Source organism: Brevibacterium sp. NPDC056726, assembly GCF_042790515.1.
GTDB classification, from domain to species: domain Bacteria; phylum Actinomycetota; class Actinomycetes; order Actinomycetales; family Brevibacteriaceae; genus Brevibacterium; species Brevibacterium sanguinis.
In genome coordinates, this window is the sequence record NZ_JBHTYZ010000004.1 from 496448 (window position 1) to 518359 (window position 21912).

19 protein-coding genes are annotated in these 21912 nt (G+C 70.1%); 3 read left to right on the forward strand and 16 right to left on the reverse strand.

Features of this window, described 5'->3' with window-relative positions; genetic code table 11:
* Positions 1-18: 18 nt before the first annotated feature.
* From ACFQ91_RS11145 to ACFQ91_RS11220, 16 genes are read right to left on the reverse strand one after another with little or no spacing between them, the layout of a single operon-like run.
* On the reverse strand, positions 19-876 hold the full coding sequence (locus tag ACFQ91_RS11145) for a ParA family protein (RefSeq protein ID WP_198499033.1): 858 nt from the start codon (positions 874-876) through the stop codon (positions 19-21).
* A gap of 40 nt (positions 877-916) precedes the next feature.
* The gene (xerD, locus tag ACFQ91_RS11150; RefSeq protein WP_198499034.1) at positions 917-1864 is read right to left on the reverse strand and encodes a site-specific tyrosine recombinase XerD; all 948 of its coding nucleotides are present in this window, start codon (positions 1862-1864) and stop codon (positions 917-919) included.
* A gap of 6 nt (positions 1865-1870) precedes the next feature.
* On the reverse strand, positions 1871-2587 hold the full coding sequence (locus tag ACFQ91_RS11155; protein WP_198499035.1) for an NUDIX hydrolase: 717 nt from the start codon (positions 2585-2587) through the stop codon (positions 1871-1873).
* A gap of 12 nt (positions 2588-2599) precedes the next feature.
* Positions 2600-4279: a CTP synthase gene (locus ACFQ91_RS11160; protein ID WP_198499036.1), complete on the reverse strand. Its 1680-nt coding sequence runs from the start codon at positions 4277-4279 to the stop codon at positions 2600-2602.
* Complete coding sequence (locus ACFQ91_RS11165) at positions 4276-5424, reverse strand: group 1 glycosyl transferase (RefSeq protein WP_198499037.1); 1149 nt, start codon at positions 5422-5424, stop codon at positions 4276-4278. The genes ACFQ91_RS11160 and ACFQ91_RS11165 overlap by 4 nt, the downstream gene beginning before the upstream one ends.
* 19 nt (positions 5425-5443) lie before the next feature.
* Entirely contained in the window at positions 5444-6598 is a 1155-nt protein-coding gene (locus ACFQ91_RS11170; RefSeq protein ID WP_198499038.1) for a glycosyltransferase family 4 protein, read from the reverse strand.
* The gene (murJ, locus tag ACFQ91_RS11175; protein ID WP_198499039.1) at positions 6595-8337 is read right to left on the reverse strand and encodes a murein biosynthesis integral membrane protein MurJ; all 1743 of its coding nucleotides are present in this window, start codon (positions 8335-8337) and stop codon (positions 6595-6597) included. The genes ACFQ91_RS11170 and murJ overlap by 4 nt, the downstream gene beginning before the upstream one ends.
* Positions 8334-9221 (reverse strand): hypothetical protein, encoded by an 888-nt coding sequence (locus tag ACFQ91_RS11180; RefSeq protein WP_198499040.1) that lies wholly within the window; start codon positions 9219-9221, stop codon positions 8334-8336. Before ACFQ91_RS11180 ends, murJ begins: the two co-directional genes overlap by 4 nt.
* 1 nt (position 9222) lies before the next feature.
* On the reverse strand, positions 9223-10173 hold the full coding sequence (locus tag ACFQ91_RS11185) for a copper transporter (protein WP_198499041.1): 951 nt from the start codon (positions 10171-10173) through the stop codon (positions 9223-9225).
* Positions 10170-11420, reverse strand: a complete 1251-nt coding sequence (gene steA / locus ACFQ91_RS11190) for a putative cytokinetic ring protein SteA (protein ID WP_198499042.1) — start codon at positions 11418-11420, stop codon at positions 10170-10172. Before steA ends, ACFQ91_RS11185 begins: the two co-directional genes overlap by 4 nt.
* Positions 11421-11435: 15 nt before the next feature.
* Positions 11436-13139 carry a DNA repair protein RecN gene (gene recN / locus ACFQ91_RS11195; RefSeq protein ID WP_198499043.1) on the reverse strand — a complete coding sequence of 568 codons (1704 nt, stop codon included), beginning with the start codon at positions 13137-13139 and terminating at the stop codon, positions 11436-11438.
* A gap of 1 nt (position 13140) precedes the next feature.
* Positions 13141-14082, reverse strand: coding sequence for an NAD kinase (locus ACFQ91_RS11200; protein ID WP_198499044.1), 942 nt, complete (start codon positions 14080-14082; stop codon positions 13141-13143).
* Complete coding sequence (locus tag ACFQ91_RS11205; RefSeq protein ID WP_198499045.1) at positions 14079-14882, reverse strand: TlyA family RNA methyltransferase; 804 nt, start codon at positions 14880-14882, stop codon at positions 14079-14081. The genes ACFQ91_RS11200 and ACFQ91_RS11205 overlap by 4 nt, the downstream gene beginning before the upstream one ends.
* Entirely contained in the window at positions 14879-15130 is a 252-nt protein-coding gene (locus tag ACFQ91_RS11210) for a hypothetical protein (protein WP_198499046.1), read from the reverse strand. The genes ACFQ91_RS11205 and ACFQ91_RS11210 overlap by 4 nt, the downstream gene beginning before the upstream one ends.
* Positions 15123-16229: an HAD-IIA family hydrolase gene (locus ACFQ91_RS11215; protein WP_198499047.1), complete on the reverse strand. Its 1107-nt coding sequence runs from the start codon at positions 16227-16229 to the stop codon at positions 15123-15125. The genes ACFQ91_RS11210 and ACFQ91_RS11215 overlap by 8 nt, the downstream gene beginning before the upstream one ends.
* On the reverse strand, positions 16226-17170 hold the full coding sequence (locus tag ACFQ91_RS11220) for a hypothetical protein (protein WP_198499048.1): 945 nt from the start codon (positions 17168-17170) through the stop codon (positions 16226-16228). Before ACFQ91_RS11220 ends, ACFQ91_RS11215 begins: the two co-directional genes overlap by 4 nt.
* A gap of 12 nt (positions 17171-17182) precedes the next feature.
* On the opposite strand from ACFQ91_RS11220, the gene ACFQ91_RS11225 reads away from it, so the two are divergent.
* The 3 genes from ACFQ91_RS11225 (at position 17183) to ACFQ91_RS11235 (ending at position 21898) form a co-directional block, all read left to right on the forward strand.
* Positions 17183-18433, forward strand: a complete 1251-nt coding sequence (locus ACFQ91_RS11225; protein WP_198499049.1) for a hypothetical protein — start codon at positions 17183-17185, stop codon at positions 18431-18433.
* A 406-nt stretch (positions 18434-18839) separates the two neighbouring features.
* Positions 18840-20324, forward strand: a complete 1485-nt coding sequence (locus ACFQ91_RS11230; RefSeq protein WP_198499050.1) for an aldehyde dehydrogenase family protein — start codon at positions 18840-18842, stop codon at positions 20322-20324.
* Positions 20321-21898 (forward strand): GMC family oxidoreductase, encoded by a 1578-nt coding sequence (locus ACFQ91_RS11235; RefSeq protein WP_198499051.1) that lies wholly within the window; start codon positions 20321-20323, stop codon positions 21896-21898. The genes ACFQ91_RS11230 and ACFQ91_RS11235 overlap by 4 nt, the downstream gene beginning before the upstream one ends.
* Positions 21899-21912: the final 14 nt, after the last annotated feature.

Here is a 21912-nt window from a genome sequence, read left to right on the forward strand (position 1 = left end):
CCGCGGTGACGGTCTCGCTCAGGGCGCGCCTCCGCGGGCGATGAGCTCGCGGGCGAGCCTGCGGTACGCCTCGGATCCGGGGTGCTTGGGGGCGAAGCTCGTGATCGGCTCGGCCGCGACGGAGGCGTCGGGGAACTTCACGGTGCGGTTGATGACGGTGTCGAAGACCTTGTCCTCGAACGCCTCGGAGACCCGGCTCATCACCTCTTTCGAGTGCAGGGTCCGCGAGTCGAACATCGTCGCGAGGATCCCGTCGACCTCGAGGGAGGGGTTGAGGCGGTCCTGGACCTTCTCGATCGTCTCGACGAGAAGGGCGACGCCGCGCAGGGCGAAGAACTCCGTCTCGAGCGGGATGATGACCCCGTGGGAGGCGGTGAGCGCGTTGACGGTGAGCAGGCCGAGCGAGGGCTGGCAGTCGATGAGGACGACGTCGTACTCGCCGGCGACCTTCGCAAGGACGCGGGAGAGGACCTGTTCGCGGGCGACCTCGCCGACGAGCTGGACTTCGGCAGCGGAGAGGTCGATGTTCGCGGGCAGGACGTCGATGTCGTCGAACTCGGTCTCGACGATGACGTCGTGCGGATCGAGTCGCGGGTTCATCAGCAGGTTGTAGATGCTGATGTCGAGGTCGTAGGGGTTGATGCCGAGTCCCACCGACAGGGCGCCCTGCGGGTCGAAGTCGACGAGGAGGACCTTGCGGCCGTACGCGGCCAGGGAGGCGCCCAGGTTGATCGACGACGTCGTCTTCCCGACACCGCCCTTCTGGTTGACCATGGCGATGATGCGTGCGGGCCCGTGCGAGTCCAGCGGGGCGGGTTCGGCGAAGTCGTCGACGCTCTTCGCTGTGGGGAGATCCAACGCCTGTTGCGGATTCATCACTCGGTCGGCCACCTTTCGTTGCGTGCTGTGCATAACCCTACCGCGCTCGGGGGTGCGAGGTGGCGTAGACCTCGCGCAATGTTTCCTCCGACACCTTCGTGTAGATCTGCGTCGTCGTCACCGAGGCGTGCCCGAGCAGCTCCTGGACGACGCGGATGTCCGCCCCGCCGTCGAGGAGGTGGGTGGCGAAGGAGTGGCGGAACGTGTGCGGGGAGACCTCGGTCTCCAAACCGGCGAGTTCCCCGGCGGCGACGACGATCTTCCATGCCGTCTGCCGCGACATCCGCGTACCGCGGGCGTTGAGGAAGAGGGCCCCGGCGGGCGCGCCGGAGGTCGCCTTCGCCGCCATCGTCGGGCGCACGCGGGTCACCCAGGCCCCGAGGGCGGCGGCGGCATGGGATCCGAACGGGACGATCCGCTCCTTCCCGCCCTTGCCGTAGAGGCGGATCAGCCCGGTCTCGAGGTCGAGGTCGTCGAGGTCGGCGCCGACGGCCTCGGAGATGCGGGCCCCGGTCGCGTAGAGGAGTTCGAGGAGGGCAGCGGCCCGCAGCTGCGCCGGCTCCTCCCCCGCCGTCGTCGCGAGCATCGCCTCGACCGCGGACACGGACAGGGCCTTCGGCAGCCGCAGACCCTCCCGCGGCGGACTGACCTCGGAGGCGGGATCGGCGTCGGTGAGCCCGTCGGCGTGGGCGAAGGCGTGGAAGCGGCGGACCGCGACGAGGGCGCGGGCCCGGGTCCGCGGGGCGAGACCCGAATCCTGGAGATGGAGCGCGAACTCCTCGATATGGGTGCGGGTCACCTCGCCGAGGCGGCCGATCCCCGCCGTCGCCAGCCACGTCCCGTACCGGCCGAGGTCACGGGCGTAGGCGTCGATCGAGTTGAGCGAGAGTCCGCGTTCGAAGCGCAGCGCGCCGAGGTAGCCGGCGAAGGCGCGCTCGAGCGCCGCGGGCAGTTCGGGAAGGAGTTCGGCACCGTGCCTGGCCATGCCGGCTCAGGACTCAGCCGAGGGCGGGGCGCCTGAGGCCGCCGCGTCCGACGGCGGGGCCGAGATCGACCCGGCCGGAGGTGCGTCGCGGCCGTCGACGAGGAGCCGGGGCGCGCCGATCGGACGCGTGTGCGCGTTCTCGCCTGCCGCCTCACGGCGAACGACGTCGGCGACCTGGAGGATCGCGAGCTGGGCCACGGAGTTCGTCAGGCGGCCGTCGGCGATCGCCGCGAGCGCCTCGTCGAGGTCGACCCAGCGGTAGACGAACCCGGCCTCCTCGTCGCTGCGCTCATGCCGGTCGGCGGTCGGCACCGGGGTGAGGTCGCGGGCGAGGTAGAGCCGCATCGTCTCGCTGCTGCCGCCCGGGGAGAGCACGGAGTCCGAGAGCACCCGCCAGGAGCCGGCGCGCAGGTCGGCCTCCTCGGCGAGCTCCCGCTGGGCGGCCGTGAGCGGGTCCTCGCCGGGAATGTCGAGGAGTCCAGCCGGGACCTCCCAGAGACGGGCCCGGACGGGATGGCGGTACTGCTGGACGAGGAGGATCTCGTTGTCCTCGTTCAGGCACGCCACGGCCACGGCACCCGTGTGCACCATGAGGTCGCGCACGAGTCCCGTGGCTTCGGGCAGGTCGAAGGTCTCGCGCCGGATCGACCACACGGCACCCTGGTACGCCTCGGTGGATGCGGTGATCTCCGGGGTGAACGGGATGTCGTGGAGGTCATTCACCGGCGCGGTCCCTCACCGGTTGGCCAGGGCGGCGGCGACGAGTCCGGCGAAGAGCGGATGCGGCTTCGTCGGGCGCGACTTCAGCTCGGGGTGCGCCTGCGTCGACACGTAGTACGGGTGGACGTCGGCGGGCAGCTCGACGAATTCGACGAGCTCACCGTTGGGTGAGGTGCCGGAGAACTGCAGCCCCGCCTCGGCGAGCTCATCGCGGTAGGCGTTGTTGACCTCGTAGCGGTGACGGTGGCGTTCGCTGATGTCGGTCGCCCCGTACGCGCCGGCGGCGACGCTGCCCTCGGTGAGCTTCGCCTGGTACGTGCCCAGGCGCATCGTGCCGCCGAGGTCGCCCTCGCCGTCGACGATCGACATCTGCTCGGCCATCGTCGCGACGACGGGGAACTGCGTGTCGGGGTCGAACTCCGACGACGACGCGCCCTCGATGCCGGCGGCGTTCCGGGCGTACTCGATGACCATGCACTGCAGGCCCAGGCACAGGCCGAGCGTCGGAATCCCGTTCTCGCGGGCGTAGCGGAGCGCACCGACCTTGCCCTCGATGCCGCGGACGCCGAAGCCGCCGGGGATGCAGATCGCGTCGAGACCCGACAGCGCCGCGGCCGCACCGGCCTCGGAGTCGCACTCATCGGACTGGATCCACTCGATCTTCACGCGGGCGTCGTTGGCGAACCCGCCGTGGCGCAGCGCCTCGGTGACGGAGAGGTACGCGTCGGGCAGGTCGATGTACTTGCCGACGACGCCGATGCGCACTTCGTGCGCCGGATTGTGGACGCGTTCGAGGACCCAGTCCCACTTCGTCCAGTCGACGTCGCGGAAGGGCAGGTTGAGACGGCGGATGACGTAGACGTCGAGACCGCCGTCATGGAGGACCTTGGGGATCTCGTAGATGCTCGAGGCGTCGACGCAGGGAACGACGGCTTCGAGGTCGACGTCGCTGGCCGAGGCGATCTTCGCCCGGATCGAGTCCGGCAGGTCGCGGTCGGAGCGGAGCACGATCGAATCGGGCTGGATGCCGATCGAGCGCAGGGCGGCCACGGAGTGCTGGGTCGGCTTCGTCTTCAGCTCCCCCGAGGGCCCGAGGTAGGGCACGAGGGAGACATGGATGAAGAAGACGTTGTCGCGGCCGACGTCGTGGCGGACCTGGCGGGCGGCCTCGAGGAACGGCTGGGACTCGATGTCGCCGACGGTGCCGCCGATCTCGGTGATGATGACATCGGGACGGTCCTCGGCGGGACGTTCGGCCTGCGCGCGCATCCGGGACTTGATCTCGTCCGTGATGTGCGGGATGACCTGGACGGTGTCGCCGAGGTAGGCGCCGCGGCGCTCCTTGGCGATGACCGAGGAGTAGACCTGTCCGGTGGTGACGTTCGCGGCACCATCGAGGTCGATGTCGAGGAAGCGCTCGTAGTGACCGATGTCGAGGTCAGTCTCCGCTCCATCCTCGGTGACGAAGACCTCACCGTGCTGGAACGGATTCATCGTTCCCGGGTCGACGTTGAGGTAGGGGTCGAGCTTCTGCATGGCGACCTTGATGCCGCGCTGAGTGAGCAGGTGTCCGAGGCTCGATGCCGTCAGACCCTTGCCGAGAGAGGAGGCGACGCCTCCGGTGACGAAGATGTGCTTGACTGTGTTCGGCTCTTGGGCCCCGATACGATTCACCACGGAATTTGATTCTATCAAACCGGCTGTCGGGAATTCGACGCGGCGTCGGCCTCGGCGTAGACGCCGAGGAGGCTCGAGGCGATCTGACCGGGGTTGTCGACGTCGATGACCCGCTTCTTCGCGGCGATCGCCTGCGCGCCGCGGGCGGCGGGGTCGTCGAGAAGATGATTGATCTCACGCAGCAGGCCGTCCGTGTCGTCGGGGGCGACGATCGGCGCCGAATCGCCCCAGATGCCGGCCCGACGCTCGTTGCCGATGAAGATCGTCGGCTTCGACAGCTGCATGAGGTCCTCATGGCTGAGCCCGGTCATGGACTCCGCGGCGATGACGACATCGGCGGCGGCGACGACGTCGACGAGGTCGTCGGCCGGGGCGACGATGACGCCGCGGTCGGCGAACGAGTTCGCCACGGTCCTCCGGTCCCGGCCGGTGCCGGTGAGCACGGTGACGGCGCGGCGGTCGCGGCGGCGGGAGTTGATCTGGCCGGCGGCGTCGAGGACGGTGGCCAGTGCCGTGTGGTCCTTGAGCGCGATCGGGCTCGCGATCATCCACGTGCCGTCCTTGATGCCCAGCTGCCTGCGCACCTGCGCCCGGGACATCGTCACCGTGAGGTCGGTGTCGATGTCGGGGGTGACGAGTTCGGCGCGTTCGACGAGCGGGACGGAGCCGGCGAACCATTCGACGACGGGTTCGGTGGTGCCGAGCACGGCGGTCGCGGTCCGGGCGACCACCTCGGCGCCGGTCTTCTCGATGACATCGGCGGGGTCGAAGTTCTCCACCGTGGCCACGGCCGTCGGGTGGAGCCGGGAGGGCAGTCCCGTGAAGCCGAGACCGGCCAGGGTGGCGGCGTGGAGGCCGTGGGCGTGGACGATGTCGACGTGCGGGTAGTGCTTGTGGAGGATGAAGGCCGAGTTCGGGTCCGAGGGGCTCAGCCGCCGCTTGGCCGTCAGCGGGATCTCCCGGTAGTTCTCCCGCAGGTCCGCTGGCACGTCGATCGTCTCGAGGAGGTCCGGGTGAGCGGCGAGTCCGACCTTGAAACCGGCCTTGAGATGGCCGATCACGGCGATCTTCGCGACCTCGGCGACGGGTCCCGTCGTCTCGGCGAGCACGTGGAGGATCCTCGTGGCGGTGCTCAGCGGCTGGATCTCGGCGGTGTGGCTCATTCCCTCATCCTCTTTCTACTCAGTTGCCTTCAAGCCTACCTGGGGCGACGGGCGCTTCAGCGTAGACGGCCAGGATCTCTGCGGCGACCGCGGCCTCGTCGGGGAGTTCGGCTCCCCGCGCCCGCGCCCGGTCCCCGAGCTCGGTGCGCCGGCCGGGGTCGGCGGCGAGGTCTCCGATCGCCTCGGCCAGTGCCGCGTCGTCGTCGGAGGCGATGAGGATCCCGGCGTCGCCGACGAGCTCCGGGGTCCCCCCGGTGGCGGTCGCGATGATCGCCTGCCCGGAGAGCAGAGCCTCCTGGAGGACGAGTGCGCGGGCCTCCCAGCGGCTCGTGAGGACGGAGATGTCGGCGGCGGCGATGAGTTCGGCGATGTCGTCGCGGGGTCCGAGGAAATGGAGGGCGGGCAGCGCCGAGGCGGTCGCCGCGGTCGCGTACTGTGCGCGGATCTCGGCGAGCACGGTCTCATCGGCGGCACCGGCGACGAGGACGACGAGGTCACCCGAGTGCTTCCCGAGGCGGGCGAGCGCGCGGACGAGCATGGCGTAGTTCTTCTGCGGGGCGACGCGGCCGACGGCGAGGACGATGGCGGCGTCGGCGGGGAACCCGTACTCGGCGGCGAGCGCCTCACGGGTCGCGGTCGCCTCGGCGGTGCTGACCTCGCGCACCGGCGGTGCGGCGGCGGGCGCGAACCGGGCGTCGCGGGCACCGAGGTCGTGGGCGCGGATGACGAGGTCGGTACTCGCGGCCAGCGTGACGTCGGCGCCGCGGGCGAGCAGCCGCTCAATCCCGGTCTCGATGCGGCCGCGCAGTCCCGTGCCCGCCGCCTGGTTGTGGAGGCTGACGATGAAGCGCGGGCGGGGGCGCAGCAGGCGGGTCGCGAGAAGGGCGAGGAGGCCGGCGCGGAAGCCGTGCGCGTGGACGACGTCGGGGCCGAAGCGGCGGAGGATCCTTCGCAGCGCGGTGACGAGCCCGGTGTCGCGGGGGCCGACCCCGGTGCCGACGTCGAGGGCGGCGAAGCGCACCCCGGGCAGCGCGGAGAACCCGAACTGCTCGTCGGTGGCGGCGGGGCCGACGACGCCGACCTCGTGACCGGCCGCGGCGACGTCGCGGGCCAGGGCCCGCACGTGGGTGCCGACTCCTCCGGTCGAGGTGCCGATGACGTAGACGATCCTCATGGGTTCTCCTCGTTCGGGGTCGGTGAGGCGCCGGGGACGTGGTCGGTGCCTGCGGGCGGACCGGTCACCGGCGGCGTGGGCGCGGTGGAGCGGCGGGAGGCGAGCAGGCCGCGCACCTCGGCGAGGTAGCTGCGGTCGAGGAGGACGATGAGTCCGAAGACGAGGCACCCGATGAGGGCGGCGAGGATGCCGACGACGACCGAGGGGGCTGCCGTGGTGCCGAGGAGCCCGGCGAGCCAGCGGGCGGCGAGCGTGCCGATGACCGACGCGATGCCGGCCGCGACGAGGGAGAGGACGCTGCGGCGCAGCACCCCGGTGAGTCCGCCGGGGCCGAGGACGCGGCGGATCGAGATGAGCAGGGACACGGCGGCGGCGGTCATGCCGAGGACGTAGCCGAGGCAGATCGCGACGAGGGTGCGGTCCGGGTTGCCCTGCGCGTTCGTCACGGCGATCGCGGCGATCATGCCGACGATGACGAGGACCCAGCCGATCGTCGTCGCCACGGCGGCGTGGCGGGAGCGTTCGAGGGCGTAGAAGATCCGCGAGCCCCACGCGATGAACGACCAGCCGGGCACGGCGAGGGCCATGACGACGATCGCCGCGCTCATCGCGGAGAACGGGGCGGAGTCCTCGCCGCCGACGGCGTCGATTGCGGTGAAGAAGTACTCGAGCGGTCCGGCCGCGCTCATGAGGATGACGGTGCCGAGCAGTCCGATGGTGATGATGACCGCCGAGGTGGTCGCCGTGAGCGAGTGCAGCCGGGTCCGGGCGGCCTCCCGGTCGCCCGCGGTCGCCGCGGGGTCGCCGGCGCGGCCCACCCACGTCGAGATCGTCGGGAACATCACCGTGACGACGGGGATCGCGAGGACCGCGTAGGGCAGGAGGTAGACGGCGTTGATGTAGTTGAAGAGGACGAACGTGCCGGTGCCGCCGGAGCGGTTGGACAGGAGCATCGTGACGAGCACGGCCCCCTGCTGGGCGAGCAGGGCCGCCATCCCGGCGCCGGCCAGGCGCAGGGCGCGCCGGGCGACACCGGGCGGGAACGTCCACGTCGGGCGGATCCGCAGACCCGTCGAGCGCATCGGCAGGGCCAGGGGCAGCGCGAGGGCGGCGACGCCGGCCGTCGTTCCCCAGCCGAGCCATCCGATGTGGGTCTGCCACGTCGCGTCCGTGCCGCCGACACCGGCGTAGGTGATGTAGGAGCCGATGACGACGAGGCTGGAGAGCAGCGGGGCGAACGCGGGCCAGAGGAACTTCCGGTGCGCCTGGAGGACGCCGGTGAGGACGGCGCCGATGCCGTAGAGGACGAGCTGCGGGGCGAACATGAGGAGGAGGACCGCCGTCGCCGTCTGCTGGGTGCCGGCGCCGTGGTCGCCGGGCGGGATGAGCACGGCGGCGATCGGCTGGGCGAAGACGGCGACGAGGAGCGTCAGCGGCAGCGTCACGCTCACCGCCCACGTCAGCAGCGCCGAGGCGATCCGGCTCGCCGTCTCCCGGTCCGCCCGGGCCAGGGGCACGGCGAGCAGGGGGATGACCGCGCCGGCCAGGGCGCCGCCGGCGACGACCTCGAAGAGGATGTTCGGGACCTGGTTGGCCGTCTGGTAGGCGGTGCCGACGGTGCCGGCGCCGACCGAGTTCGAGAAGACGAGCCAGCGGAGGAACCCGACGAGCCGGGTGATCAGGGTGATGATCGAGACGAGCAGCGCCGCCGAGGCGAAGAGCCGGACGAGCCTGTTCACTTCACCTCACGCCCGAAGGCGTCGATCTCCCGCAGTCCGGGGGTGGATTCGATGATCGACGTGAACGAGACCTTCTCGCTGAGCAGGGTGAGGCCGACGAGCACGCCGAGGACGACAGCGCGCTGACCGGCCGTCGAGTTCGCCGCGACCGTCGTGCCGAGGGCGGCGCCGAGGGCGTTGGCGCCGGTGTCGCCGAGCATCGCGGTCCCGCCGAGGTCGTCGGGCCAGGCCGCTGCGGTCGTTCCGGTGACGACGGCGGTCGGCACCCAGGTGACCCCGCGGCGGTGCGGCATGAGGCCCGCCACGAGGAGACCGGCTTTGAGCGCGCGTCCCGGACGGAGGTCGAGGAGGTTGAAGAGGTTCGCCGATCCGGCGATGACTCCCCCGGTGACGACGGTGTCGACGGTCGCAGCGATCCACGAGCGCTCGTGCGCCGGCTGCGCCCACTGCGGGAGTGCCGCGGCGACGATGTTCCGGCGGCGATGGGCGTCGGGGCCGAGGACGGCCGCGGCGATGATCGCGGCGGCCGGGATGCCGGTGACCTTGAGCGCCCCGGTCGTGACCTCCCCGCGGGCCAGAGCGCTGAGGTGACCGCGCAGGCCCTTCGAGCTGCCGGATTCCATGAAGTCGTCGACGGCGCCGAGGGCACCGGAGGCGGCAGTGGCGAGCAGGGTCGCCGCCCGCTGGCGGGGGTCCTCGATGAGGACGCTGCCGGCGAGCAGGCCTGCGGCCACGGCGGGGCCTTCGAGGAGGGTGACGTCCTCCCCGGCGTGGTTGGTGCGGACGACGCGCGGGTGCCTGCGCAGCGGGGAGGACAGCAGGGCCTTCGTCACGCCGTACCCGAGGAGTCCGGCGACGGCGGAGGAGACGATCGTGCGGATCATGTCAGACCTTTCCGGGCAGGACCGCTTCGGCGTCCGAGGCGAAGCCCCAGTGGCCGTGGGTGCCGTTGTTGGCCGCCGCGATCGCGCGGACGGTGATGATGGGTCCGGCGCCGAGGCCGAGGCCGTCGACGGTCGAGGCCCGGGACTTCTCGGTGCGCAGGACGTTGACGAGCCCGTTCTGGGCGGAGCCGGCGTCACCGGCGACGACGACGGCCTTCGATTCGGCGGTCAGGGCGTTGACGAAGTCGGTGATGACCTCGCGGGTGGCCTTGTCGCCGGTCGCCTCGGGGCTCGGCTGCGTCTCGTCGGCGAGCTGGGAGTTCTCGTCGTCGATGATGACGAAGAGCTCGGTCGTGCGGTGGTCGGTGTCGCTGCGCAGCCGGCCGGCGTCGATGAAGGCGTTGTAGAGGTCGGTGGCCTTCGCCTCGGCGTCGTCGCGCTCCTGGCCTTCGGTGATCATCGAGGCCCGGCCGGTGAGGGCGATGACGAGCGCCGAGCGCAGCGCGGTCGCATCGTCGGCGGGCAGACCCGGGACGATGCCGCGCAGGGTGGTGAGGAAGTCACCGGAGCCGTCGACGGTGAGCGTGTCCACGACGAAGGCGACGTCACCGGCGATCTGACCGCCGGCCTCCTGGATCCGGTTGGTCACCTGTTCGACCTGCTCGGCGTTCGCCTCGGGGCCGGTGATGACGCTGATCTGCGTGTCGTTGAGGGTGCCGCCGATGAGTTCGGGGGCCGCGGCGGAGACGAACTCGTTCTGCTTCTCGATGTTGCCGCCGGCGGCCTCGAGCTGGGTGCGCAGGTCGTCGCGGTCGGTGCGCAGGGCGTCGACCTGGCTCTGCAGGGACTCCCCGATGGGCTCCTTGAGGGGGCCGGCGCCGAGGACGATGCCGACGGCGAGGGCGAGGAACACCGAGACGAGGGAGACGAGATGGTAGCGGAAATCGATCACGAGGCAGTCCTTGAGTCGAGAACGGCGCGCAGGGCACCGGAGGATTCTGTCGCAGCGGTGGGGTCGCCGCCGAAGAGGGAGCCGATCCAGCCGAAGACGCCGTCGAGCTGCGCGGCGATGAGACCGAGGAAGGTCTGACCGGCCGCGGTGGCGGCCATCGCGACGCCGAGGGCGACGAGGCCGGCGATGATGAGGACGGTGAGCTGGAGGCTCGAGATGCGCTGGCGGTAGAGGAGGGAGACGCCCTTGGCGTCGATGAGCTTCGACCCGACACGCAGGCGGGTGAGGAACGTCGAGGCCATGCCCTTGCGGCCCTTGTCGAGGAACTCCATGAGCGTGTCGTGGGTGCCGACGGCGACGATGAGGTCGGCGCCCTTGTCGTCGGCGAGCAGCATCGCGATGTCCTCGCTCGTGCCCGAGGCGGCGAAGGCGACGCAGTCGACGCCGAGGGCCTTGACGCGCTCGGTGCCCGGGGCGTGGCCGTCGCGGTAGGCGTGGACGACGATCTCCGCGCCCGAGGTGAGCGCGGAGTCGGACACGGAGTCCATGTCGCCGACGATCATGTCGGGTTTGTACCCGGCCTCGAGGATCGCGTCGGCACCGCCGTCGACGCCGATGAGCAGGGGCCGGTATTCGCGGATGTAGGGGGCGAGGATCGCGAGGTCCTCTTTGTAGTGGTAGCCGCGGACGACGATGAGGGCGTGCCGGCCGTCGAAGTCGGTGCGGACCTCGGGGACGACGAGTTCGGCGGAGAGGAGGTCGGAGTCCTTGCGGATGTACTCGATCGTGTTGTCGACGAAGTCGACGAGCACGGAGTTCATCCCGGCTTCGGCCTCGTGCATGTCCTCGGCGATCGTCTCCGGGGTCTGTGCGACGCCTGCGGCGACCTCCTTGCCGTCGAGGTAGACGGTGCCGCCGTCGATGCTGATCTCATCGCCTTCGGTGATCGCGTCGAAGATCTCCGCGCCGGTGGCGTCGATGAGCGGGATGCCGGCGTCGACGATGATCCCGGGCCCGAGGTTCGGGTAGCGACCGGAGATCGACTTGTCGGCGTTGATGACGGCGACGGGGCGGCAGGCGACGAGGGCCTCGGCGGAGACGCGGTCGATGTCGGAGTGCTTGATGACCGCGATGTCACCGGCGGCCAGGCGCTTCGTGAGGTCCTTCGTCCGGCGGTCGAGTTTGGCCGGAGCCGGGTCCGATCGGGTCGGGACCGTGGGGGTCTCCCTCATTCTGCGCGCTTTCATGGTTCGCCCATTCTCTCACGAAGGCGTCGGCGCACCGGCTTTGACCTGCCGGGCGGAGTCGAGGAGCTCGGCGGCGTGGGCCTTCGCCGAGGCGGAGTCCTCCATGCCTGCGAGCATCCGCGAGAGTTCGCTCACACGTTCGTCCTCGCTCAGTTCGCGGACCCCGGAGCGCACGGTCTCCGCGTCGTCGTCCTTGACGATCGTCACGTGCGTGTCCGCCCACGCCGCGACCTGCGGGAGGTGGGTGACGACGATGACCTGAGCGTGGCGGGCGAGGGCGGCGAGCCGCCGGCCGATCTCGACGGCGGCCTTGCCGCCGACGCCGGCGTCGACCTCGTCGAAGACGTAGGTCGGCACCCCGTCCTCGGCGGCGCGGACGACTTCGATGGCGAGCATGACGCGGGAGAGCTCACCGCCGGAGGCGACCTTGCCGATGTCGTCACCGGGCGAGGAGTCGTGCGGGGCGAAGGTGAGGCGGATGTCGTCCATGCCGTGACTCGTCGGTTCCCGTTCGGAGATCTCGAAGGCCACGGCGGCCTTCGGCATCGACAGGGCGGTGAGCTCGCGGCTGACCGCGGCCGAGAACGTCTCAGCGGTCGCCTCGCGCAGGGCCCGCAGGGCCAGGCCCTTCTCCCGCATCGCCGCTTCGGCGGCGGCGAGTTCGGCATCGAGGTGGTCGAGGTCGGCGTCCTCGGTCTCGAGTTCGGTGAGTTCGGCGGCCGCGCGGGCCTCGAAGTCGAGGACCTCGGCGACCGTCTCGCCGTAGGGGGCGAGCGAGCCGAGTTCGGCGCGGCGGGCCTCGGTCTCCTCGAGCGAGGTCTCCCCCAGCTCGTCGAAGCCGGAGAGGTAGGAGCTCAGTTCCGCCGCGGCGTCGGAGAGGCGCAGCACGGTGTCGGAGAGGCCTTCGCGGATGCGGGCGAGCTCCGGGTCGGTGGCCTCGACGTCGCCGAGGCTGCTGATCGCCTCGTGGACGCGGTCGACGGCGGCCCCGGTCTCCTCGAGCTCGGAGCCCAGCAGGAGGTCATGGGCGGTGCCGACGGCGCGGGTGATGTCCGCTGCTGCCCCGAGCTTCGCCGCGAGCGCCGTCAGCGCCTCGTCTTCGCCGGGCACGGGCCGCACGGCGTCGATCGCGTCGAGGCAGCCGCGCAGCCAGAGGATGCGTTCGCGCCGGGCCGCGGTCGAGTCCTTGATCCGCGCGACCCGGGCGACGGTCTCGCGCCAGGTCTCGAACTCGGACGCATAGGCGGCGGCCGCCTCGGCGAGCTCCGTGCCACCGGCTGCGTCGAGGAGCCGGCGTTGGGCACCGGCGCCCTTGAGCCGCAGCTGCTCGGACTGGCCGTGGAGGGTGATGAGGTCGTCGGCGATCTCGGAGAGGACGGAGATCGGCACGGTCCGGCCGCCCGCGGTCGCCCGGGCCCGGCCCTTGGAGGCGACGGTGCGGGAGATGATCGCGTCGTCGTCGGCGCTGCCGCCGGCCTCCTCGATGCGGACCTGGACGGGGGCGGGGACATCGGTGAAGATGCCTTCGACCTCGGCCTTGTCCGCGCCCTTCCGGACGACTCCGGAGCCGACCTTCTCCCCCATGAGGAGGCTGAGCGCGGAGACGAACATCGTCTTGCCGGCACCGGTCTCACCGGTCACGACGGTGAAGCCGGGGGCGAGTTCGACCTCGGCTTCGGCGATGACGCCGAGGTGGGTGATGCGCAGTTCGGAGATCACGTCAGCCTCCTTCGATCGGTCCCCGCCAACCGGAGACGGGCAGGCGGAACTTCGCGACGAGCCGGTCGGTGAACGGTCCGGTGTGGAGGCGGGCGAGCTTGATCGGGGATTCCGAACGCTTCGCCTCGACGCGGGAGCCGGCGGGCAGTTCGAGACCGCGGCGTCCGTCGCTCCAGAGGACGGCGGCGAAGTCGGGGTTGGACGGGGTGATCTCGACGCCGAGGCGGGAGTTGGGGTTGACGACGAGCGGTTCGGTGAAGAGGGCGTGGGCGGAGATGGGGACGAGGAGGAGGGCTTCGACGTCGGGCCACACGATCGGGCCGCCGGCGGAGAACGAGTACGCGGTCGATCCGGTCGGGGTGGCGAGGATGACGCCGTCGCAGCCGAAGGAGGACACGGGTCGGGAGTCGACGCCGAGGACGACGTCGATCATCCGCGCCTTCGAGGTCTTCTCGACGGTCACCTCGTTGAGCGCCCACGCCTCGTAGATGATTTCGCCCTCGTGCCAGACGGCGACGTCGAGGGCGAGTCGCTCCTCGACGAGGTAGTCACGCGCTGCGGCACGGTGGACCGCCTCGTCGAGGTCCTCCTTCTCGCTCTCGGCGAGGAATCCGACGTGGCCCAGGTTGATGCCCATGAGGGGGACGCCGGAGCCGTGGAAGCGCTCGGCGGCGCGGAGGATCGTGCCGTCACCGCCGAGGACGATGACGAGTTCGCACTTCGCACGCCATTCGGGCAGGTCGCTGGCGTTGATGATGACGCAGCGGGAGAGGAGTTCCTGGTGAACCGCGGGATAGGAGCTGCGGGAGGCGATGTCGAGGATCTCCTCGTCGAGGACGACCGGCGTGATGCCGGCGTCGAGGAGGGCCTGACACACCTGGACGGCGGCGACGGCGGAGTCCTCGCGCTGGGGGTGGAGCAGCACCATGATGTAGCGGCTCACGACTCTCCTTCCATGATCTCATCGAGGCGGGCGGTGATGGCCGCCTCGTCGAGCCTAGCGGACTGGGGTGCACTCGATTCGGGTCGAACACGCAGGAAGTACTCGCGGTTTCCGCTGGGACCGGGAAGCGCCGAGGCGGCGATGCCGGTGACGTGTGCGCCGGTGGCGGTGAGCGCGGTGAGGACGGAGTCGAGCGCGCGCCGCCGGTCGGCTGTGCGGGTGACGACGCCGTGCTTGTCGAGGACGGAGCGGGCGAGTTCGAACTGGGGTTTGACCATGAGGAGGAGCTCGCCGCCGGGACGGACGGTGCGCAGCAGCGGCTCGAGGAGGAGGCGCAGGGAGATGAAGGAGACGTCGGCGACGACGAGGTCGACGGCGGGGACGTCTGAGTCGGCGAGGTCGCGGAGGTTGAGGCCTTCGCGGACGTGGACGCGCGGGTCGGTCCGGAGGGTCGGGGCGAGCTGGTCGTGGCCGACGTCGACGGCCCAGACCTCGGCCGCGCCCCTGCTGAGGAGGACCTGCGTGAACCCGCCGGTCGAGGCTCCCGCGTCGAGGGCGCGGATGCCGTCGAGGCGCTCGATGCCGAAGTCGTCGAGGGCGCCGAGGAGTTTGTGGGCGCTGCGGGCGACCCACGGGTCGGGGTCGTCCACGGTGAGCGTGTCGGTCGCTGCCACCTCGGCGGCGGGCTTCGTCACGGTGGTGCCGTTGACGCTCACTCGACCCGCGGCGATCTCACGCGCCGCGCGGGAGCGGGAGGCGAGGAGACCGCGGGCGACGAGTTCGCGGTCGAGTCGGCTCACAGGGAGCCCACCTGACCCTCGAGGTCGTCGAGGAGCTCGGAGATCCGGGCGTGACGGTCCGCGGCCGGGGCGTCGGCGGTCGCGGTGAGGTTCGCACGCCACGCCTCGGACGGCACATCCTTGTTGACGGTGCCCGGGGTGGGCCTCGGAGCGCCCAGGGTCGGCTTTGGTGTGCCCGCGGTCGGGATAGGTGTCGGGGAACCTTGTGTGGGCGGTTCCGGCGTCGTCGCGTGCTCGGCGTCAGTCATCGATCCTCCTCGGCAGGTTCCCCGGCGCAATCCTCTCACCGGAGTCGATGGCTGCCCAGGCGAGGCGCAGTGCGGCCTCGATCGCCTCCGGGGACGTCAGCGCCGCCTCGGCGAGCTGGAGCTTCCCGTCGACGATCTGCACTCGCCTGCCGGCAGCGTGAGTCCCCGGGCCTGGCTCGGCGGTGCGCTCTGCCCTGTTTGTGGTCACCGAACCGAGCGGATTCGCCGGATTCGGCCCGCCGACCTCGGTTCTGTGACCACAAACGGCGGCCTCGAGGACGCGCGGCAGGCCGGCAAGTGTCGGCAGCACGAATGCGGGTCGGCGGATCGGGTCGGCGGCGAGCGCATCGTGGAGGTCGTGGACGCCGGTGAGGACGAGCGCGGAGTCGAATCCCGCGCGATTTGCGCCTTCGATGTCCGTGTCGAGGCGATCGCCGACCATGAGGGGGCGACGCGCGCCGAGGCGGTGGCCTGCGTGCGTCATGACGTCCGGTGAGGGTTTGCCGACGATGTGCGGGGTTCGGCCGGTCAACTGCGCGAGCATGTCGACGAAGGCGCCGTTGCCGGGGACTCGGCTCGCGGGGCCGACCATCGAGAAGTCGGGGTTGGTCGCCCACCAGTCGAGTCCGGCGGTGATCGCTTCGGCGGCGCGCACGATGCCCGCGTAGTCGATGTGGGGGTCGAGTCCCTGCGCGAGGGCGACGGGTGAGTCGTCGAGTGAGCCGACGATCTTGAGGCCCTCGGATTCGAGGGCCTCTCGCAGGCCGGTGGTGCCGACGAGGAGGATGGGTGCGCCGGTGCCGAATTCCTCGGACAGGCGTGCCGCGAGCACTTGCGCCGAGGTGATGACCACCGTAGTCGCGGTCGGGATGCCGAGAGCGGAGATGTGGTCGGCGACGACCTCGGCGGTGCGGGTGGCGTTGTTCGTCACGTAGCCGACGGGGATGTCGCGTTCGTGCAGGTCAGCGATACCGTCGACGGCACCCGGGATGGCGTCGGGGCCGTGGTAGACGACGCCGTCGAGGTCGAAGAGCACGCCGTCGATCGGCGTCCCCGCGGGGACGCCGACCTCACCGGCGACGTCGACCGCCGGTGTCACCGGTCTCCGTTCGCCGAATCCGATCCCAGGGATTCATCGGCGATGTCGGCTGCGTCAGTGCCGGTTGCGTCGGACTCTGCACTTTCGCTGTCTGCGTCAGCACTGTCGGATTCAGCGTCGGCGAGGATCTCGTCGAGTTCGGCTTCGATCTCGTCGTCGGAGACCTTGACCTTCTTCAGTTCCTTCTCCGACACATGGGTCTTCGACTTCGGAGCCGCCTCGGTGGCTGTCGCATCGTCGGCTTGCGTCGGCTCAGTGCCTTCAGCGTCGTCTGCCGATGTCGCGTCGGCCGGGGCCGGAGCGCCGGCGTCGTCGGGAGTGACCGTCGCGGCCGGGTCCGCGCTGTCGTCGGATTCCGGGGCCTCCTCGGCGGCAGCGGTGTCCTCAGCGGCGGCGTCGCCGTCCGCCTCGGCGAGCTCTTCGTCGGGGATCTCTTCGATGGTCTCGATCTCGACGCCGAAGTTCGGGTCGGGCTCCTCGTCGCCGAAGAGCGTTCCCGTGGCCTTGGCCGTGCGGCGGGAGAGCTCCTCGTACTTATCGGCGAGTTCGGTCTCGCCGTGGAGACGGAGGACGTCGGCGTAGGCGGCCATGAGGCGCACGAGAGCGCCGGTCGGACGCTGCGTGAAGTCCTCGGCTTCGATGAGTCGGCGGGCGGCGGCGAGGTCGCCCTGGTCGGACTTCGCGCCGGCGGCGACGATGACGAGTTCCGTGCGGGTGTCGTTGTCGAGGTCGGCATCCTTGGCCCAGTCGAGGAGTTCGAGGGCCTTCTCCGGCTTGCCGCGGCCGCGTTCGGCGTCGGCGATCAGCGCGATGTTCTCGTTGGACCCGGAGATGCGGCGGTGTGTGCGCAGTTCGCGGACGGCCTCGTCGTACTTCTCGACGTGGTAGGCCGCGATGCCGAGGGCTTCGCGGACGAGGCCGACCCGGCCGGCGCGGGCCATGGCGGCTTTCGCGTGTTCGTAAGCGCGTTCGGGGTCGGTGTCGAGGAACGCGCCGGTGGCGACGAGGTGCTTCGCAACGGTCTCCGCGTTCTCCTTGTCGAGCGAGCGCAGCTGACCGCGGATCTCCTTGTCGAGTTCCTGACCGGTGATGCCCTCGGGAATCTCGGGTTCCTCGACGCGGGGGCGGCGAGCGCGCTGTTCGCGTGCGTAGTCGCCCGTGTCGGTGGCCCGGGAGGCGCGGCGATCGTTCGAGTTGCGGCCGTGTCCGCCGCGATCGTTGCGGCGGTCACCGTGGTAGGAACCGCGACGGTCATCGTCACGGCGGTCTCCGCGGTAGCCGCCCCGTCGATCGTCGTCTCGGCGGTTGCCCTGGTAGCCGCCCCGTCGATCGTCGTCTCGGCGGTCTCCGCGGTAGCCACCCCGGCGGTCGTCGTCACGGCGGTTGCCCTGGTAGCCGCCCCGTCGATCGTCGTCTCGGCGGTCTTCGCGGTAGCCACCCCGGCGGTCGTCGTCACGGCGGTTGCCCTGGTAGCCACCTCGACGATCGTCATCGCGGCGGTTGCCCTGGTAGCCACCTCGGCGTTCACCGTCGTTCGAACGACCTCCGCCGAAACCACCTCGGCGGTCATCATCATTCCGGCGGTTCCCCTGGTAGCCTCCGCGACGGTCGTCGTCGCGACGGTTGCCCTGGTAGCCGCCCCGGCGGTCACCGTCGTTGGATCGGCCGCCGCGGAATCCGCCCTGTCGATCATCGTCGTTCCGGCGATTGCCCTGGTAACCCCCGCGACGGTCGTCGTCACGACGGTTGCCCTGGTAGCCGCCCCGACGTTCACCGTCGTTGGAACGACCTCCGCCGAAGCCACCTCGGCGATCATCGTCGTTCCGACGGTTGCCCTGGTAGCCGCCACGACGTTCACCATCGTTGGATCGGCCGCCGCGGAATCCACCCTGACGATCGTCGTCACGGCGATTGCCTTGGTAGCCGCCTCGGCGGTCATCTCTGCGATCGGACTGACGTGGCCCGCGGGCTCCTCGCGACGACGGGGAGACCTGTCGACGATTGCGACTGCCTCCGCGGTTGTCGTCGCCCGAGCGGCGGTTGTGCTGGCTGTCTCGCGAATCCCCTTGGGCCACGATTCTCCCTATAAAGACTTTTCAATGATTCCGATCCATTCTAGTCCACGACCGGTCGCGGCACCCTGTGGTCGCGAACACGTCAGAGCAGGTCGGAATGCCGTTTTCCGTTCAGTGAAAGCGGGTTGAAAAACTCAGACCTACCAGGTGGTACGCGGTGCCCGCTCTGTTAGACTCTCTCGCGAACCGATCAGTGCGCCCCGATTCCGGGGCATCCACCCATGCGCATGCAGACAGTGGGGTATTCATGGCCGCAGGCACACCGACAGCTGCGAGCCTGCACACGGTTTCACATCACTCTCGCCATCGCGGGACGAATGCACTGGCAGCCGAACTCGGGGCATCGGAATCCACCCCCGTGCGGGAACCAGTTCGCGATCCATCATCCCCTCCTCCGGGCCGGTCGGAGTGACCGCCGGCAGGGGCCCAGGACAACGACACGAGGACACCCACTCATAGCGTCTGCCCACACCGCCCCAGGTCGTCGGCGCCGCTGATCGCAGCCCACGGATTCGAATCAGGAACAGGAGACATCGTGCCCAATACACTCTTCATCGATGGACAGTGGGTCTCGGCCCAGGACGGCGGAACCCGGGAGATCCACAATCCTGCCGACGACAGCCTCGTGGCCGTCGTCGACGAAGCCAGCCCAGCCGACACCGAACTCGCGATCGCCGCGGCCCGCCGCGCCTTCGACTCCGGCGTGTGGTCGAGCGTGCCGGCAAGCGAGCGCGGCGACTTCCTGCTGCGCTTCGCCGCCGCTCTGCGCGAGCGCAAGGAGGAGTTCGCCGTCGCCGAGTCGCTCGACACCGGGAAGCGGATCGTCGAGTCGCGCATCGACATGGACGACATCGCGAACTGCTTCGACTACTTCGGCAAGCTCGCCGCCAATGACGCCGGCCGCATCGTCGACGCCGGTGCCGACTCGGTCGTCAGCCGCATCTCCTACGAACCGGTGGGCGTGTGCGCGCTCATCACCCCGTGGAACTACCCGCTGCTCCAGGCGGCGTGGAAGATCGCGCCGTGCCTGGCTGCCGGCAACACCTTCATCCTCAAGCCCGCCGAGCTCACCCCGCACACGGCGATCATGACGATGCAGGTCATGGAGGAGCTCGGGCTGCCGGCCGGCGTCGGCAACCTCATCCTCGGCGCCGGAGCCGATGCGGGTGCGCCGCTGTCGACGAGCGAGGACGTCGACATGGTCTCGTTCACCGGCGGACTCGTCACCGGTCGTCTGCTCGCCGCCAACGCCGCGGCGACGGTGAAGAAGGTCGCGCTCGAACTCGGCGGCAAGAACCCCAATGTCGTCTTCGCCGATGCCGACCTCGATGCCGCCCTCGACAACGCCCTCAACGGCGCGTTCGTCCACTCCGGCCAGGTCTGCTCGGCCGGTGCCCGTCTCATCGTCGAGGATTCGATCGCCGAGGAGTTCGTCGACAAGCTCGTCGAACGCGCCTCCCAGATCCGCCTCGGTGGGCCCTTCGATCCCGACGCCGAGACCGGCCCGCTCATCTCCGCCGCGCACCGCGACAAGGTGACGAAGTACGTGGAGAAGGGTGTCGCCGAGGGCGCCCGCGTGCGCTGTGGCGGCAAGTGGGGCGAAGGCGACCTCGAGAACGGCTACTACTACCTGCCGACGGTCCTCGACAACGTCGAACGCGGCATGTCGGTCGTCTCCGATGAGGCCTTCGGACCCGTCGTCACCGTCGAGACGTTCTCGTCCGTCGACGAGGCGGTCGAGACCGCCAACGACACGATCTACGGTCTCGCGGGTGCCGTGTGGACGCAGGATGCCGGCAAGTGCCAGGAGGTCGCGGCGAAGCTGCGCCACGGCACGATCTGGATCAACGACTTCCACCCCTACCTGCCTCAGGCCGAGTGGGGCGGCTTCAAGCAGTCCGGCTTCGGCCGTGAGCTGGGCCCGACGGGCATGGCCGAATACCAGGAGGCCAAGCACATCTACCACAACCTCGAGCCCGCCGTCACCGGCTGGTTCCCCGTCCACACCGAAAGCGAATGAGGAGAGTTCCCGTGGATACCACGCACAGCTTTGACTATGTCGTCGTCGGCGGCGGATCGGCCGGCGCTGCCGTCGCCGCTCGCCTGAGCGAGGACCCGAACGTCACCGTCGGCCTCCTCGAGGCGGGCCCCACCGACGTCGACGAAGACGTCATCCTCCGCCTCAACCGGTGGATGGAGCTTCTCGAATCCGGCTTCGACTGGGACTACCCGATCGAGAAGCAGGAGCACGGCAACTCGTTCATGCGCCATGCCCGCGCGAAGGTCCTCGGCGGCTGCTCCTCGCACAACTCGTGCATCGCCTTCTGGGCCCCGAAGGAGGATCTCGACGAGTGGGAGTCGAAGTACGGCGCCGCCGGCTGGGGTTCGGCGGAGACCTTCAGCCTCTACAAGAAGCTCGAGAACAACGAGCTGCCCGGTGACCATCACGGCCACGACGGTCCCGTGCGCCTGATGAATGTCCCGCCCGTCGATCCGTGCGGCGTCGCCCTCCTCGAGGCGTGCGAGGAGGCGGGCATCCCCCGCGTCCAGTTCAACGAGGGCGAGACCGTCATCAACGGGGCGAACTTCTTCCAGGTCAACCGCAAGGATGACGGCACCCGGTCGTCCTCCTCGGTGTCCTATCTCCACCCGATCCTCGACCGTGAGAACCTCACGATCCTCACCGACACCCAGGCCAAGGAGATCGAGTTCGACGACGAGGGCAACGCCGTCGCCGTCCTCGTCGTCAACAACGCCTTCGGCAAGACCCACCGGATCGAGGCGACGAAGGAGGTCATCGTCTCCGCCGGTGCGATCAACACCCCGCAGCTGCTCATGCTCTCGGGCATCGGCCCGAAGGACCACCTCGCCGAGGTGGGGATCGAGGCCCGCGTCGATGCGCCGGGAGTCGGGGAGAACCTCCAGGATCACCCCGAGGGCGTCATCAGCTGGGAGGCCAAGCAGCCGATGGTCGAGGATTCGACCCAGTGGTGGGAGATCGGCATCTTCTCCCCCACCGAGGACGGACTCGACCGCCCCGACCTCATGATGCACTACGGGTCGGTGCCCTTCGACATGCACACGGTCCGGCAGGGCTACCCGACCGCGGAGAACACGTTCTGCCTGACCCCGAACGTCACGCATGCCCGCTCGCGCGGCACGGTGCGGCTGCGGTCGTGCGACTTCCGTGACAAGCCCTTCGTCGACCCGCGCTACTTCACCGATCCCGATGGTCACGACATGCGCGTGATGATCGCCGGCATCCGCAAGGCCCGCGAGATCGTCTCCCAGGACGCGATGAAGGACTGGGCGGGTCGTGAGCTGTTCCCCGGCACCGAGGCGCAGACCGACGAGGAGCTCGAGGACTACATCGTCCGCACCCACAACACCGTCTACCACCCGGTGGGCACAGTGAAGATGGGTGCTGCCGACGACGACTCCGCACCGCTTGACCCGCAGCTGCGCGTCAAGGGCGTCAATCGCCTGCGCGTCGTCGATGCCTCGGCGATGCCCGAGATCACCACCGTCAACCCGAACATCACCGTGATGATGATGGGCGAGAAGCTCGCGGAGATGATCAAGAACGGTCAGTGACCCGTCGGCTGGGG